Origin of the sequence: Thalassotalea loyana (genome assembly GCF_030161435.1) — a bacterium.
GTDB lineage: Bacteria > Pseudomonadota > Gammaproteobacteria > Enterobacterales > Alteromonadaceae > Thalassotalea_G > Thalassotalea_G loyana.
Genome location: NZ_BSSV01000005.1, coordinates 280,492 through 294,343 on the forward strand (window position 1 = coordinate 280,492; position 13,852 = coordinate 294,343).

Consider the following 13,852-nt stretch of genomic DNA (forward strand, 5'->3'; position numbering starts at 1 on the left):
TAGGGGTCATTATGAAAGCGTATCAAAAAGAATTTATTGAATTTGCTCTTTCTAAGCAGGTTTTACGTTTTGGCCAATTTACTTTGAAATCTGGTCGCACAAGCCCGTACTTTTTCAATGCTGGTTTATTTAATACCGGTGGTGACTTAGCTCGTTTGGGCCGTTTTTATGCGTCTGCATTAGCGGATGCGAAAATCGATTTTGATTTGTTATTTGGTCCTGCATATAAAGGTATTCCAATTGCTACTACAACAGCTGTTGCGTTAGCCGATCATCATAATATGGACATGCCATACTGCTTTAACCGTAAAGAAGCTAAAACACATGGTGAAGGTGGCAACCTAGTGGGTAGTGCACTTGAAGGCAAAGTGATGTTGGTTGACGATGTTATTACTGCTGGTACGGCAATTCGTGAATCAATGGAAATCATTAAAGAGAATGGTGCTGAGCTTTCTGGTGTACTAATTGCGCTTGATCGCCAAGAAAAAGGCAAGGGTGAGTTATCGGCGATTCAAGAAGTTGAGCGTGATTTTGGTACTCAAGTTGTATCAATCGTTACGTTAGGCGACTTAATTAGCTATTTAGAAGATAAGCCAGAAATGGCCGAGCACTTAGCGAATATTAAACAATACCGCCAAGACTACGGTATTTAAGTAATACGCGTTTGATAAAAACAGCGACTTTTAAGTCGCTGTTTTTTTATGCCTGCAATTTAACAAAGTACTGTTTTAGAAAGTCTAATAACAATCTTATTTTCTTGGCTTTGGCGCTACCTGGCGGGAATACACCATAGATATCAATACTGGGTAGTTGGTAGTCGTCTAACAGCCGAATCAAACTACCTGCTTGGATTTTGGGCATAGCGTCGTATAGCGGAATTCTCGCAATGCCATGACCACCTTCAACAAATGCGGTGCGTGCGGCAGCATTGTTTGTGGTAATAGCCCCTTGTGGCTTAATTGAAAAACTGCGTGTTCCTTGTGAAAGTTCGAGCGACTGCGCAGCGAGTTTATACAATACCCATTTGTGGCGAGCTAAATCGGTTGGCTGTGTTGGAATACCGTGCTGCGTTAGATAAGCAGGTGATGCACATAAACAGGTGGCAAGCGTTGTTAATTTAGTGGCTTGTAAGCTTGAGTCTTTCAACGCAGCTCCACGAATAGCAATGTCGATACCGGATTTCATTATGTTTTCAACTTCGTCTGAGAGCATGACGTCGAGCTCTATTTTCGGATAGCGTCGACTAAATTCATTTAAAGCCGGAACAATTAATTGCAGACCTGCATTCACCGGGCAGGTGATCTTGATAAGGCCTTCAGGTTCTGACTTTACGTTTTCAATTTGTTGGTTTGCTTCGCTGGCTTGCTCAGCAATAATTCGGCAGTGTTCAAAATAACGCTCACCAGCTTCAGTTAGTGATAACGCGCGAGTTGACCGATTAATGAGTTTTACCGATAAATGCTCTTCAAGCTTCTTAATGTGATAACTAACAACAGCGCGTGACAAACCAAGATGTTTCGCTGCACCACTTAATGTGCCCTGCTCCACCACTTTGGCAAATACCACCATACTTTTTAAATGCTCAAATGAAATATCCACTGTTAGCTCCTCATTTCCTACCGAATCATTGTATCAATAATTGAAACATAAAGGTTTATTTTGTCTGCATTGTTAGGATTATTTGGTCAACGTAGAATGGGTTTATTCATTTTGTTCACAGCAGAGAAAGACAATGACAAAAGTACTTATGGTGTTAACATCGCATGACCAACTTGGTGATACGGGTGAGAAAACAGGATTTTGGGTGGAAGAATTCGCTGCCCCTTATTACGTATTAGTTGATGCAGGCATTGAGGTGACTATCGCTTCGCCAAAAGGTGGTCAGGCGCCAATCGATCCGAAAAGCGAATTAGAAGATTTTCAAACGCCTGCAACACGTCGTTACGATACCGACACAACCGCACAAGCCGCTGTGGCTAATACACAGGTATTATCTACGTTAAACGCTAATGACTTTGACGCAGTATTTTACCCTGGTGGCCATGGTCCATTATGGGATTTAGCCGATGATCACGCATCGATTGCCTTGATTGAAGCATTTACCTATGCAAACAAACCCGTTGCGGCGGTATGTCATGCAAGTGCAGTGTTGTTAAAAGCACAGAATGAAGCTGGTGACGCATTAGTTAAAGGTAAGGCAGTAACCGGTTTTACAAACTCTGAAGAAGCTGCAGTTGAACTTACTGACGTGGTTCCATTTTTATTAGAAGATGAGCTGATTAAACTTGGTGCAGATTATCAAAAGGTTGAAGATTGGCATCCATTAGCGGTACAAGATGGTTTATTGATTACTGGTCAAAACCCAGCAAGTTCGGAAGATGTCGCGCATAAATTGTTAAGCGCATTGAACGTATAACGTTGCAGCTTATGCTGTCAGCTCGAACTGAGAACGTGGTGGCTGCTCAGTAGCAATACCAACGTTTGCGTAAAAGCTACCAATAACGTTCGCGCGTTGGCTAAATAAGGTGTCTTGAGAAGGTGCAATACTTTCTTGAGATGCCAATGTTTCATTAATTAGCTGGTCAAAGTCTTTACTTTGGTTATTTGATGACTCAGTAAACAGCTCGTCTTGATCATTGGTTGGTAGCTCATCTAAGCTCGCTGTTGTTGGGCCAACTGAAGAAGACTTTGCTTCACTCATTCCCGTTTTTTCAGCACGTAATTCGGCTTGCGCCTCAATAATTGCACGACTTGCTTTTGAAGCAACGCGACGGTCTTGTGCTGATGGCTCTGCCGGCGCTAGCGCCGCGCTGTATACTTTGCGCATCTTCACGATTGTCGCTTGTGGATCGTTGGCAATTTTGGACAGATCTACCGATACTTCACCGTCCACAACATAACGTTTGCCGTCTGGGCCTGTTTGATACGTGTAGCTCGGTGCGCCGGTATAAGATCCACCGACCGCGTCATGCGCTTGCTCATGAATGCGTACTTCTCTGTCGCGCATTTTCATTTGTTCAATGATTTTCTGCTCGGCAAGCTGCTCTTTGGTTGGCTCTACTTGCTCTTCAGCTTGGCTTTCATTGTTCCTTTGCTGTGCGCTTTGCTCGGGATTTTGGTCAGCTTGTTCTTCTTGGCTATTGATTGTCGCCTTGGCCTGTGCCGCGTTTTTTTCCAGTTGGGCAAAGTTTACTTGCTCGTTAAGTTGACCTGGTGTTCTCGCCTTATCTTTATCGCCCGCAACTTTTTGCTCAGCAAGTGATGGGTTGATCGCACTAGGTTGTGTAATCACTTCACGTTGAACATTTTCACGGCGCAAGCTATCCGTCTGCGGATTAACCACAGTGGCAAGTGGAAGCTGATTAACTTGCGGTGTAATGTTCATAAGTGATTAAACAGTAACGTCTAGCAACGTGCCAAGTGTCTCGTCGGCAGTTTGAATTGCATTGGCAGATGCCTGCGCTTGCACTTCAGCGACGCGTAAATTGACAACTTCTTCAGTTAAGTTAACAGGCTCTGCTTGAGGCGCAGGTGATGCTAACTCAGCCGTTTCATTCGGTTGGGTTGTTTCTCTGGCAATGTTGGCAGCTGCTTCGCTTGCAGCTTGGGTCGCGTTGTTAAAACCCTCTACCCCAGAGTTAAACGCTGATTTAATTTCCATAATAGCCTCCACACTAATACACAGAAATATCCGTTTAATTATTAACCAAAAAGTGCTGAAAGTCCAGTATTTAAAAGGGCGTCAGCTTATTGGGTTAAATTAACTTTTCTGGTGAATCCAGTTTACTAAAACTTCAATAAATTCAGATTGATGGCTAATAAATGGCGCATGAGATGCTTTAGCCAACACAATGCTGTCACTATTTGGTACGAGCTGATCGATAATGTCGATTGCTTTGTGGGGTACGAGAGAGTCCAATTTGCCATAAACTCTCAGCAGTGGTTGTTTGAGTTGGCTAAGGTGTTCGCGTAAGTCGATAGACTCTAGAATATCTAAGCCTTTATCGAGGACAAATTTCGACGGTTGAGGCTTTTGCTCTACAAGCTGTTGAATGAGGCGAATATCTTCGCGTACATGAGGACTTCCCATGGCTTGTAACTTCAAAAAGCCTGACAATGTTTTGCTGATATTGGCCTCGAGTTGCTGATGAAACATGGATAATACGTCAGGCTTAATACCCGGCCACTGATCTTTAGCAACAAAGCACGGCGAAGAGGCGATGTGAATTAATTTATCGACTTTTTCAGGGTGTTTTAGGGCAACTTTAGTTGCGACCAAGCCACCCAAAGACCAACCGGCTACAATTGAATTTTCAGGAATTAAGTTGGCGACGATCGCTGCAATATTATCGAGTGTATATGAGACAGGATAATCATCAGCTTTATCACCAAATCCCGGCAAATCAAGGCAAGTTACATGAAATTCGTCACAAAGTTGAGTGACTAGTGGCTCGAAAATAGCCGAGTTAACGCCCCAGCCGTGTAATAAAACGAGCGACTGTTTTGATGTCTTGATTGCATTGTTGGAGATTTCAGCCATGATTTAATCTGTAAAGGATAATTACGTCAAAGTGGCGCTATTTTACGTGAGCGCTACTTGTTATGGAAAGGAATTCTATGACTATTTTCTCTCGTTTAGCTCAGCAATTTAACGCGCGTTTTAAGTTGTTGCAGGTGACAAACTGTTATCAGTGCCATCAGCCTTGCGCAATAAATCAATTGATCTGTACTCAATGTATTGAAGACTTTAAGACGTTTCCTTGTATAGATTTACTTAATTTGCCTCAAGTAGCTCGGCACATAAAACACCAATTTGTCGATGGCTTTTATTGCTTTTCTCATTATGAAAAGCCATTGAGTAAATGGCTTGGACAGCTCAAATACCAGCAACAGTTGTACCTTACCCGCGCGCTTGGCCAATTCGCTGATCAACTGTTGATAAACGTGGTAGCACAGTTTGATGAAACTGAAGATATCATGCTGACTACCGTGCCTATTCATCCTTTGAAATGGTCTAAGCGCGGCTTTAATCAATGTCATGAAATTCTCAAGAGAACAGGTGTTGTACAAGCGTTTGATTACCAGCCAGCGTTGTTTTTTCAGGCAAGGCAGGAAACACAACAACGGCAACTATCGGGCGCTGTGAGACGGCGACGATCGAGGTCATTTGTAATAACAGATGCCGCACGGATTAAAGGGAGAACAATTTTTATTTTTGATGACGTGTTAACGACGGGCAGTACGGTCAATACCTTGGCAAGATTGCTGAAAAAAGCTGGCGCAAACAACGTTATTGTTTGTACATTAGCGCTGAGTCTTCAGCGCTAATTAATACATGACAAGGTTATTCTTCTGACTGACGAGGCGCTCTTGCTGAAAACGCTTTACTGAAGAATAAGCTGTTGGAAAGGAGTTTTGCGCTACCTAACCAGTAACCTCTAAATGTTAGGTTATCTGTAAAACCGATCACTCGGCCACGGCCATAATTATGTGCAATAATGGCTGAATTATTGGCAATTTGGTTAACCAGGTTACGATCACTGTATCCACTCATAAGGGGTTTATCACTGTATTTTGCGACACTAATAAACGGTGTTTGTGGCGCTTTCATGATCATGGTTGAGTTCTTAAACAGCGGCAATGCTTTTTGTTCATAGCCAAATGCTAGCGGATGGTTTAGATCTAACTCCCCCTGATAGATAGCACCTGCAATACGTTTTCGACCTGCAAGCTTCTCGCGATCACCATAGCCTAAGTTTGATGTATCAAATAAATCATCTAGTGCCGCTTGGCTGACAAATTCAGCACTTAACCAAGCTTGTTGTGCTAACCATTTCGCACCTGATTTCTGTCCGATGAAAACGCCACCATTGTCCAACCAAACAGCCATGTTATTAATCGCCGATTCAGGTAAATCGTTATAATTACCGTTAACCAAAATGATATGACTGTAGCGTGATAAGTCGATACGGGATAAGCGTTGCTTTTCAATCACACTTACAGGGATTCCCATTAAGTTATCAAGATAGTAAAGGACTTCACCTGCTTCATATTGAGAAACGCCTTTACCGCCGACCATTAACACGTTTACTGGATCGACAACCTGCATGTTTCGGCTACCTAAATCAATGCCTTTTGCGGTTAGTCCTGTATCTAATGCAATGATCTCTATACCGTTTTCTTGGCCTAAAGATGCTAATGTTTGCTCCCAGTTATCAGTTGTTTGAATGCCGGCCGGAATAATAATCGTGCCTGCTTCAAAATCTGTGATGTTACCTGATGCGGTGACGCTAAATGCCTGCGTTGAAACGCGGGCTTTAACATCTTTTTCAAGCAGCTGATTTAACAATTTTGGCGCTAATGAATGTGCCCAGTTAAATGCATATGCGTATGCGCCTGAGGTAAATTCAGGTAGCTTTTCATCAGTTTTTTGCCAATTTTGCTTGGCTAAACCTAACCCCGACGTTTTAGAAATAGGTTCAAACGTAATGTTCATAGCTAACGGAATTGTCCAGCCAGAAACATCGTAAAACGTGTTGTCTCTGAAGTTGGTTTGTTGGTTGAATATCGCCTCGATTATGCGGTATTGCTCTTGTGCTAAGGGGACATAGAAGCTTTTCTTCGCACTGAACGATTTCCCATTTGTTTTATAATCACGGTTGGTTTGATAAACCTTAACTTGGTGTGCCTGTAGCTTTTCAATGAAGCCATGTAGACGATAGTCATCGTTGTTTGCTGTAAACAAATAACCTTTAAAATCTTGATTACTCGCTAGCTTGAAACCGTCTAAATAGAATTGCTTGCGATGCGCTTTAAGCTTGTCTTTATTTTGCCAAGCTCCTTCAATGGTTGAAAAAGACGTGACAACTTGATTCGCAATGGTTTTATCGAATGTCAGTATGCCGTTAATCGTTTCTTGTGCGTAACCACGCGAGCTCGCTTGTTCAAATAAAATACCAATACTTGCATTGATATCCGGGTATGTTGAGCCTTTACCGTAATAGAAGTCGTCAAAGGACTCTTGGCTAAAGTAAAGTTGTTTGGTTTGATCAAGTGCAGTGGCGTGATAATTTGCCAGTTCGTTAGTCAAGGTAACATTGTTCTGTGGTGTTAACGGGTGAGTACGCGAAGGAATACCTGGTTGGAAGAAATACGTGCTGTTTGCCCCCATTTCATGAAAGTCACCCAAAACATGTGGGGCATATTTGTGGAACTGTTTGATTCGGTTTTTCGATTCGATTTGAGAGAGTAATAACCAGTCACGGTTTAAATCGAACCAAAAATGGTTGGTTCTACCCGTTGGCCAGTTTTGATGGTGTTCAATATGATTGGGGTCGGCGTTAAAACTCGCGCCACGGAATGTTTCAACCCAGTTTACGAATCGGTCCATGCCATCTGGGTTAACAGACGGCTCAATAACGATAATTGACTCATCAAGTAATTTCTTTACCGATTCATCTTCACTAGCTGCTAAGTGATAAGCAACAACAAGCGCAGCATTGGTGCCTGAAATTTCATCGCCATGCACACTGTAACCAAGCCAGATGACTAAGGGCTCATCATTTGCCGATTGCTTGTTTGGTAATTTACGGTTGTCGAGCAGTTCATCAACGCGGGCTAAGTTCTCTGGACTAGAAATTGTGAGCAATAGCTGCGGACGATTTTGGAATGTGCGGCCAAATTCTTCGATGTTAACTCGGTCACTTTGCTGAGCGAGTGTTTGCATATAGTTGGCCACTTGAAAGTGTCTGACTTGACGTTGGCCTACTTCAAATCCCAAGACCTGCTCTGGCTTGGAAATAGAAATATTATGTTTGCTATTGTCCGGTAAGTACCGCTCAACAGGTAATGCGAAAGCGCTAGCACTGATGATTGAAAACAGCATTAGCATACGTGATAACAACATGATATTTCTCCTAAATTAGCCTTGCACAACATAGCAAACAATCAGGCCTTAAACCAGTACGGGCTAATTTATTTACAATTGTTATTTTCAGCCACTAGTTATTGTTTGAAATGCAGAGTAAAATAACATACCTGAGTAGTTTACTCGGGTAATATTTTCGGGTAGTTAAACGAGAGATGAGTTTTTTATGATCACTATTTCTGAAACAGCACAAGCACACTTTACCAAGCTGTTATCTTCACAAGCTGAAGGCACTAATATTCGCGTATTTGTTGTCAATCCTGGTACTGCAAGCGCTGAGTGTGGTGTCTCTTACTGCCCAGTTGATGCGGTGGAGCCAGAGGATTTAGAAATTAAATTCGATGCTTTTTCTGCCTTCATTGATGCCGATAGCAAACCATTTTTAGAAGAAGCAGAAATTGACTTCACAACAGATCAGATGGGATCTCAGCTTACGCTAAAAGCGCCAAATGCTAAATTACGCAAAGTTGCTGATGATGCGCCACTATTTGATCGTGTTAATTACTTCTTACAATCTGAAGTTAACCCGCAATTAGCTGGTCACGGTGGTGAATGTAAGTTAATGGAAATTACTGAAGACGGTTACGCTGTATTACAATTTGGTGGTGGATGTAATGGTTGTAGCCAAATTGACGTGACGGTAAAAGACGGCATTGAAACACAACTGTTAGAGTTAATGGGCGACGAAATCAAAGGCGTTCGCGATATGACTGAGCACCAACGTGGTGAACATTCATATTACTAAATGACAATAGATATTAAATAGGGGCTACTTAGCCCCTATTTTTTTGTCTGTTTGATTAATACCAATTCCACTAAGTTTTATACTGCCCATCGCTGCATCACAGAGTAGTAACAACATAGAATTCTTTAACATAGTACTTTACGGTGGAAGTGCCAAGCCAGTGAAATACCACGGGCCACCATGAAGAGTGAAAACGCTGCCCAAATCGCATGGTTGCCAAATGATTGCATGATAAACCACGCCGGGAAAAAGCAGCCGAAAGTGGCAAAAATCATGCTATTGCGCATCACGCTCGCTTGCATCAGACCGACATAAATACCGTCATAAAGATAACACCAACACGCGAGAATCGGCAATACGATTATCCATGGTAAGTATGTGCTTGCTAACTTGTTGACACTTTCAATATCGCTAATTAAACCAATAAATTGCTCACCCAATATCGCAAAAAATAAACAATAGGTTAGGGCAAAGAGTAGAGTCCAAAGTAATGACGTATCCACAACACGATGAAGTTGCGAGGTATCGTTAGCACCTTTTGCTTTACCAACCATAGCTTCAGCGCCATTGGCAATACCGTCTAATCCGAACGAGATTAACAAGACAAAATTCATCAAGATGGCATTGCTGGCAACAACATCATCTCCTAATCTGGCCCCTTGGAAGGTAATAAAAACAAAGCACACTTCAAGGCAGAGTGTTCTAATTAATATATCTCGGTTAAGCGCAAAATATTGTTTGAGTTTGGTTGATTCAAAAATTGCCGCTAGCGCCGCAGAGTAGTTTATTGTTGTTGCAACGCGCTTGGTAAAATACTGATAAATAAATACTAGCCCACAAAGAAAGCCTAGGTATTCTGCGATTAACGTTGCCCATGCAACGCCCATCAAGCCCCAATTGAAACCGAGCACAAACAGCAAGTCGAGAAACAAGTTAGTGAGATTGGTGATGATGAGAAGCCACATAACGGCTTTAGCTTGTTGTTGACCAAGCAACCAGCCAAGGATCACTAAACTGCCCAGCGAAGCAGGTAGACCCCAGATCCGAATATCTGCATACTCACGGCCATATTGTTGAATTTCAGCTGAGCCACCGGCAAGGTAAAAAGCAATATCAAAATACGGTTGCTGGAGAACAAGCATGACGATAGCAATGGCAAAAGCAACGACTAAACCACGGACAAGTACTTGAAAACTTTGTTCTAGATCTTGTTTACCTAAAGTTTGTGCTGATAAGCCTGTCGATGACATACGTAAAAATCCACACAACCATGTTATAAAGGTTATAATCATGGCACCCACAGCACTTGCACCCAAATAATAGGCATGATCTAAGTGGCCAACGACGGCCGTATCTACCAGTCCAAGTAAAGGCACGGTGATATTGGAAATGATCATTGGGAAGGCAAGCGCAAACAATGGCTTATGCAGCATTTGTGAGATAGGGGTCAATTAGGTACTCGTTTTTTAAGAAGTTAAGGTAATTATTATGCAACGGTTAAGGGCACTACATAAATCGTTTTGTGCTTTTTTAGTAATGTTTTTTGGGATTTTTCTCTCGAGTTTATCTGTCGCGAATGCTGCGGTGATTTTACAGTATCATCATGTGAGTAGTGAAACACCAAAGATTACCAGTATTGAACCAGAGCAGTTTTCTAAACACCTGGCCTTACTCAAAGAAAAACAATATCAAGTGGTTTCACTACCCGCGTTAATGGATAAGGTTGCATCGGGCCAAAATGTTGTTAACCATGTTGCGATAACCTTTGACGATGGTTACAAAAACCTTCTGGAGCACGCGATTCCAGAATTAGAAAGATACGGCTTTGCTTATACCATTTTTGTTAATCCACAAACGATTGATGAGAAAAATGCAAGCTCACTAACATGGGCTCAGCTAAAGGCGCTAACGAAAAAGGGCGCGACGATTGCCAATCATGGCATGACTCATGATTCACTCGCTCGTATTCCAACTGGTATTTCGCTTAATGAGTGGATAGAAAGTAAAGGTGCCGCAATCTTAGCTGCTCAAGCTCGTATCGTGGCTGAAACCGGTCAAGATTATCGCCTGTATGCATACCCGTATGGCGAATATACACCACAGTGGCAAAAGTGGATGCGAGACAATGACTTTGTTGCCTTTTCACAACAATCAGGTGCCGTGGGTAATTTCACCGACCTATCGATTGTCCCAAGATTCCCGGTATCACAGCCTTACGATAAGATTTCGAGCTTATCTGATAAGTTAAATACGCTAGCATTTGATTTAACGCCTGTAGAGCAAAGTGGGACAACGGTTGTTAATTATGGCTCGGCGAAAGAGTTAGTTATGAAAGTTAATAACCTCGACTTTCACCCCAAACTTTTAGCTTGTTATGTTTCGGGATTAGGTAAACAAGAGGTCACTTGGTTAGATGAATCTACGTTTAAAGTAACACTATCTAAAGACCTTAACCCTGGCCGCCAACGTTGTAATTGTACGGCGCCAAGTATCAGTATGCCGAGTCGCTACTACTGGTATTCAAAACCTTGGTTTGTGATGAAGAAAGATGGGCAATGGTTCCCATTATAAGTTCAAAAAAAGGCTACATCATGTAGCCTTTTTTATTGGGTAATACCGTTAATAGAGTCGGACAATTTTTTCAAAATCAGCTAGTAAGTCATCGCCTTTAACGATTGGTAACTTACCTAGTTCATGGTCCGGCTTAAATATCGCCGCAATTTGACCATCAGGATTTATTAATACAACTGACGCACTGTGGTCTACGAGGTAATTTTCTACCGTGGTGTCGTCGTGTACCGAATACATTAAACCTAAGTTTCTCGAAAACGGGAATAAGACATCGTGTCCAGCCGTTAAGCCAAAGAACTCGTCATTAAAATAAGGAATATATTGAGACAAGCGCTCTTGGGTATCTCGGTTAGGATCGACACTAACCATTAATACTTGCGTGTTATTTGCGACGGCTTTCAATTCATCGTAAACAAAGTTTAATTCTTGCAACGTAGTTGGACAGATATCTGGGCATGAGGTGTAGCCAAAGAACACCCAGGACCATTGGTTTTTAAGTTGGTCGTTAGCAAAGTTTTTTCCTTGATGGTCGGAAAATACAAATGGTTTAACATCCCGCGGTGCTTCGTAATACAGACTATGCTCAGGTTTAGCTAACATTAGCTTTTGATAGAGCAATACGCCAGCACATGCCGCAACAACAGCAATAATGAGCGGCAAAACAACTTTATTCATACAACTTCATTCCAGAGTTAGGTAACAGGTAATAAATAATGATCGACAAGTAACACGATAAATAACAGCATCAAGTGGATAATCGAGAACTTAAAGGTATCCATTGCTGTATTTTCATCGGCATTAAATTTTAACTTCCAAGCGTAGGCAAAGAAAATTAAATTTAAAATAACTGAGCCAACTAAATACAACCAATTACTCATGCCAACTAAATAGGGAATTAAGCTTACAACGAATAATAAGACGGTGTAGAGCAAAATTTGAGTTTTGGTAAACGTTACGCCATGGGTTACTGGTAGCATTGGAATATTGACCTTGGCGTAGTCGTCTTTACGATGAATAGCTAAAGCCCAAAAGTGCGGCGGTGTCCACGTAAATATCAATAGCACGAGTAACAAGGCATTTGGATGAATTTCATTCGTCATCGCGGTCCAACCTAACAGTGGTGGAATAGCGCCTGCCAATCCACCAATCGTAATATTTTGTGGCGTTGCGCGTTTTAAATACATGGTATAAATAAAGCTGTATCCCACTAACCCAGAAAGTGTTAACCAAGCGGTTAATGGGTTAACAAGCGCGTAGAGCATTACAAAGCCTAAAACTGCAATACTTGTTGCAAAAGCAATTGCATTAGTTTGCGTAATTTTTCCTTCCGGTAACGGACGTTTGTGTGTTCGCGCCATGATCGTATCGATGCGTTCGTCAACAATATGGTTAATGGCTGCTGCGGCTGATGACAACAAGCCAATACCTAGCATGGAAGGAACCAACACCTGCCATGGAATAACGCCGGGTGTTGATAAGCACATACCGACTAACGCCGTCAGCACAAGTAACGCAACCACGCGTGGTTTTGTTAGCTCGTAATAATCTCGCCAAGTGGCTTTGCTTGGAGTACTGATTGGCATGCTTAAACTAGATGATTTAGACATAATGACTCCTTAAATTTTCCGTTTGAGAGTGTAGGTAAGTTTGATCAACACCATCATCAAACAGGCAGCGATGATGTTATGGCTAACGGCAATGGCTAACGGTAAAGACATGACAATATTACTCACCCCAAGGGCGACTTGAAGTACCAGCACTAAGGTTAAGATGACAGTGGTTTGCTTAACGAGCTGACTTTGTGAACGCGTAAATATTTTTAATGCAAGCCACAGTAAGTAAACCGCTGTAACAATCGCGCCAATGCGGTGCATTGCATGAATAGTGACGCGCTCATAATGATCTAAATGCCCATATTCGTAGGTATCACGCTCAGGAGGAATAGGATCAAATGAGTTTTCAAAGGTGAGATTCTCAACCCAAGGTTGCTGACATATAGGTAACTCAGTACAAACTAAGGCGGCATAGTTTGATGATGTCCAACCGCCAAGTGCTATTTGCAACGTTAAGATTATGACGCCAATACCAGCAAACTTCGCATATTTTTTGACGGCAAAATCACCTTCTGGTACTCGATAATCAGAGAGCCGTAGATAGAGTAAAAACAATAAACACAAGGTAGTAAAACCACCGAGTAAATGCCCCATGACAACAATAGGCATCAGCTTCATGGTGACCGTCCACATACCGAGGGCGGCTTGAAATATCACCAAGGCGAGTAAAAACATGGGGAGAAACAGCGGTGTCCCTATATGTCGGTTACGATATGAAATCACGGCGATAGCTAAAATAAATAAGCCTAAGGCACCAGCAAAATAGCGATGAATCATTTCATTCCATGCTTTTTGTACTTCAACTGGACGCTCAGGAAATGCTTGCTCTGCTTTGGCAATTTGCTCAGCTGTTTGTGGCACATCAATCAAACCATAACAGCCAGGCCAATCAGGACAGCCCAAACCTGCATGTGTTAATCGCGTGTAGGCACCAAGAGTTACGACAACGATAGCTAAGATAATAGAAACGAGTACTAAATTACGTAAATTTTTCAT

Annotated in this window: 14 protein-coding genes; 5 read left to right on the forward strand and 9 right to left on the reverse strand. The window is 42.1% G+C overall.

What is annotated here, in order from left to right; genetic code table 11:
• Positions 1-11: 11 nt before the first annotated feature.
• Entirely contained in the window at positions 12-653 is a 642-nt protein-coding gene (gene pyrE, locus QQK05_RS12550) for an orotate phosphoribosyltransferase (protein ID WP_284299089.1), read from the forward strand.
• A gap of 46 nt (positions 654-699) precedes the next feature.
• Here pyrE and QQK05_RS12555 read toward each other — a convergent pair whose 3' ends face one another.
• On the reverse strand, positions 700-1,599 hold the full coding sequence (locus QQK05_RS12555; protein ID WP_284299091.1) for a LysR family transcriptional regulator: 900 nt from the start codon (positions 1,597-1,599) through the stop codon (positions 700-702).
• A gap of 133 nt (positions 1,600-1,732) precedes the next feature.
• On the opposite strand from QQK05_RS12555, the gene QQK05_RS12560 reads away from it, so the two are divergent.
• Positions 1,733-2,416, forward strand: a complete 684-nt coding sequence (locus QQK05_RS12560) for a type 1 glutamine amidotransferase domain-containing protein (RefSeq protein WP_284299094.1) — start codon at positions 1,733-1,735, stop codon at positions 2,414-2,416.
• Between the two features lie 9 nt (positions 2,417-2,425).
• Here QQK05_RS12560 and QQK05_RS12565 read toward each other — a convergent pair whose 3' ends face one another.
• The 3 genes from QQK05_RS12565 to bioH all read right to left on the reverse strand — a co-directional run bounded on the left by QQK05_RS12565 (position 2,426) and on the right by bioH (position 4,540).
• Complete coding sequence (locus QQK05_RS12565) at positions 2,426-3,385, reverse strand: putative metalloprotease CJM1_0395 family protein (RefSeq protein WP_284299096.1); 960 nt, start codon at positions 3,383-3,385, stop codon at positions 2,426-2,428.
• A gap of 6 nt (positions 3,386-3,391) precedes the next feature.
• Positions 3,392-3,661: a flagellar basal body rod C-terminal domain-containing protein gene (locus QQK05_RS12570; RefSeq protein ID WP_284299098.1), complete on the reverse strand. Its 270-nt coding sequence runs from the start codon at positions 3,659-3,661 to the stop codon at positions 3,392-3,394.
• Positions 3,662-3,760: 99 nt separating this feature from the next.
• Positions 3,761-4,540: a pimeloyl-ACP methyl ester esterase BioH gene (gene bioH / locus QQK05_RS12575; protein ID WP_284299100.1), complete on the reverse strand. Its 780-nt coding sequence runs from the start codon at positions 4,538-4,540 to the stop codon at positions 3,761-3,763.
• A 77-nt stretch (positions 4,541-4,617) separates the two neighbouring features.
• Here bioH and QQK05_RS12580 point away from each other — a divergent pair, with 77 nt between their 5' ends.
• Positions 4,618-5,328, forward strand: coding sequence for a ComF family protein (locus tag QQK05_RS12580; RefSeq protein WP_284299102.1), 711 nt, complete (start codon positions 4,618-4,620; stop codon positions 5,326-5,328).
• Between the two features lie 16 nt (positions 5,329-5,344).
• Here QQK05_RS12580 and QQK05_RS12585 read toward each other — a convergent pair whose 3' ends face one another.
• A complete protein-coding gene (locus QQK05_RS12585) occupies positions 5,345-7,906 on the reverse strand; it encodes a M14 family zinc carboxypeptidase (RefSeq protein ID WP_284299104.1) in 2,562 nt (853 codons plus the stop codon).
• Between the two features lie 187 nt (positions 7,907-8,093).
• On the opposite strand from QQK05_RS12585, the gene nfuA reads away from it, so the two are divergent.
• Positions 8,094-8,672, forward strand: a complete 579-nt coding sequence (gene nfuA / locus QQK05_RS12590) for a Fe-S biogenesis protein NfuA (RefSeq protein ID WP_284299106.1) — start codon at positions 8,094-8,096, stop codon at positions 8,670-8,672.
• Between the two features lie 125 nt (positions 8,673-8,797).
• On the opposite strand, the gene QQK05_RS12595 is transcribed toward nfuA, so the two are convergent.
• Positions 8,798-10,123: an MATE family efflux transporter gene (locus QQK05_RS12595; protein ID WP_284299108.1), complete on the reverse strand. Its 1,326-nt coding sequence runs from the start codon at positions 10,121-10,123 to the stop codon at positions 8,798-8,800.
• A gap of 37 nt (positions 10,124-10,160) precedes the next feature.
• On the opposite strand from QQK05_RS12595, the gene QQK05_RS12600 reads away from it, so the two are divergent.
• Positions 10,161-11,243: a polysaccharide deacetylase family protein gene (locus QQK05_RS12600; protein WP_284299110.1), complete on the forward strand. Its 1,083-nt coding sequence runs from the start codon at positions 10,161-10,163 to the stop codon at positions 11,241-11,243.
• 48 nt (positions 11,244-11,291) lie between these two features.
• Here the strand turns inward: QQK05_RS12600 and QQK05_RS12605 are convergent, their stop codons facing one another.
• The 3 genes from QQK05_RS12605 to QQK05_RS12615 are packed head-to-tail and all read right to left on the reverse strand — an operon-like array spanning position 11,292 to position 13,852.
• A complete protein-coding gene (locus QQK05_RS12605; RefSeq protein ID WP_284299112.1) occupies positions 11,292-11,918 on the reverse strand; it encodes an SCO family protein in 627 nt (208 codons plus the stop codon).
• Positions 11,919-11,935: 17 nt separating this feature from the next.
• The gene (gene cyoE / locus QQK05_RS12610; protein WP_284299114.1) at positions 11,936-12,850 is read right to left on the reverse strand and encodes a heme o synthase; all 915 of its coding nucleotides are present in this window, start codon (positions 12,848-12,850) and stop codon (positions 11,936-11,938) included.
• Between the two features lie 9 nt (positions 12,851-12,859).
• Positions 12,860-13,852, reverse strand: coding sequence for a COX15/CtaA family protein (locus QQK05_RS12615; RefSeq protein WP_284299117.1), 993 nt, complete (start codon positions 13,850-13,852; stop codon positions 12,860-12,862).

Excerpts from the sequence above, each read along its gene's own strand:
- QQK05_RS12585 (WP_284299104.1), bottom strand. The coding sequence starts at position 7,906 with ATGTTGTTATCACGTATGCTAATGCTGTTTTCAATCATCAGTGCTAGC.
- pyrE (WP_284299089.1), top strand. The coding sequence starts at position 12 with ATGAAAGCGTATCAAAAAGAATTTATTGAATTTGCTCTTTCTAAGCAG.
- QQK05_RS12615 (WP_284299117.1), bottom strand. The coding sequence starts at position 13,852 with ATGAAAAATTTACGTAATTTAGTACTCGTTTCTATTATCTTAGCTATC.
- bioH (WP_284299100.1), bottom strand. The coding sequence starts at position 4,540 with ATGGCTGAAATCTCCAACAATGCAATCAAGACATCAAAACAGTCGCTC.
- cyoE (WP_284299114.1), bottom strand. The coding sequence starts at position 12,850 with ATGTCTAAATCATCTAGTTTAAGCATGCCAATCAGTACTCCAAGCAAA.
- QQK05_RS12560 (WP_284299094.1), top strand. The coding sequence starts at position 1,733 with ATGACAAAAGTACTTATGGTGTTAACATCGCATGACCAACTTGGTGAT.
- nfuA (WP_284299106.1), top strand. The coding sequence starts at position 8,094 with ATGATCACTATTTCTGAAACAGCACAAGCACACTTTACCAAGCTGTTA.
- QQK05_RS12565 (WP_284299096.1), bottom strand. The coding sequence starts at position 3,385 with ATGAACATTACACCGCAAGTTAATCAGCTTCCACTTGCCACTGTGGTT.
- QQK05_RS12570 (WP_284299098.1), bottom strand. The coding sequence starts at position 3,661 with ATGGAAATTAAATCAGCGTTTAACTCTGGGGTAGAGGGTTTTAACAAC.
- QQK05_RS12580 (WP_284299102.1), top strand. The coding sequence starts at position 4,618 with ATGACTATTTTCTCTCGTTTAGCTCAGCAATTTAACGCGCGTTTTAAG.
- QQK05_RS12600 (WP_284299110.1), top strand. The coding sequence starts at position 10,161 with ATGCAACGGTTAAGGGCACTACATAAATCGTTTTGTGCTTTTTTAGTA.
- QQK05_RS12605 (WP_284299112.1), bottom strand. The coding sequence starts at position 11,918 with ATGAATAAAGTTGTTTTGCCGCTCATTATTGCTGTTGTTGCGGCATGT.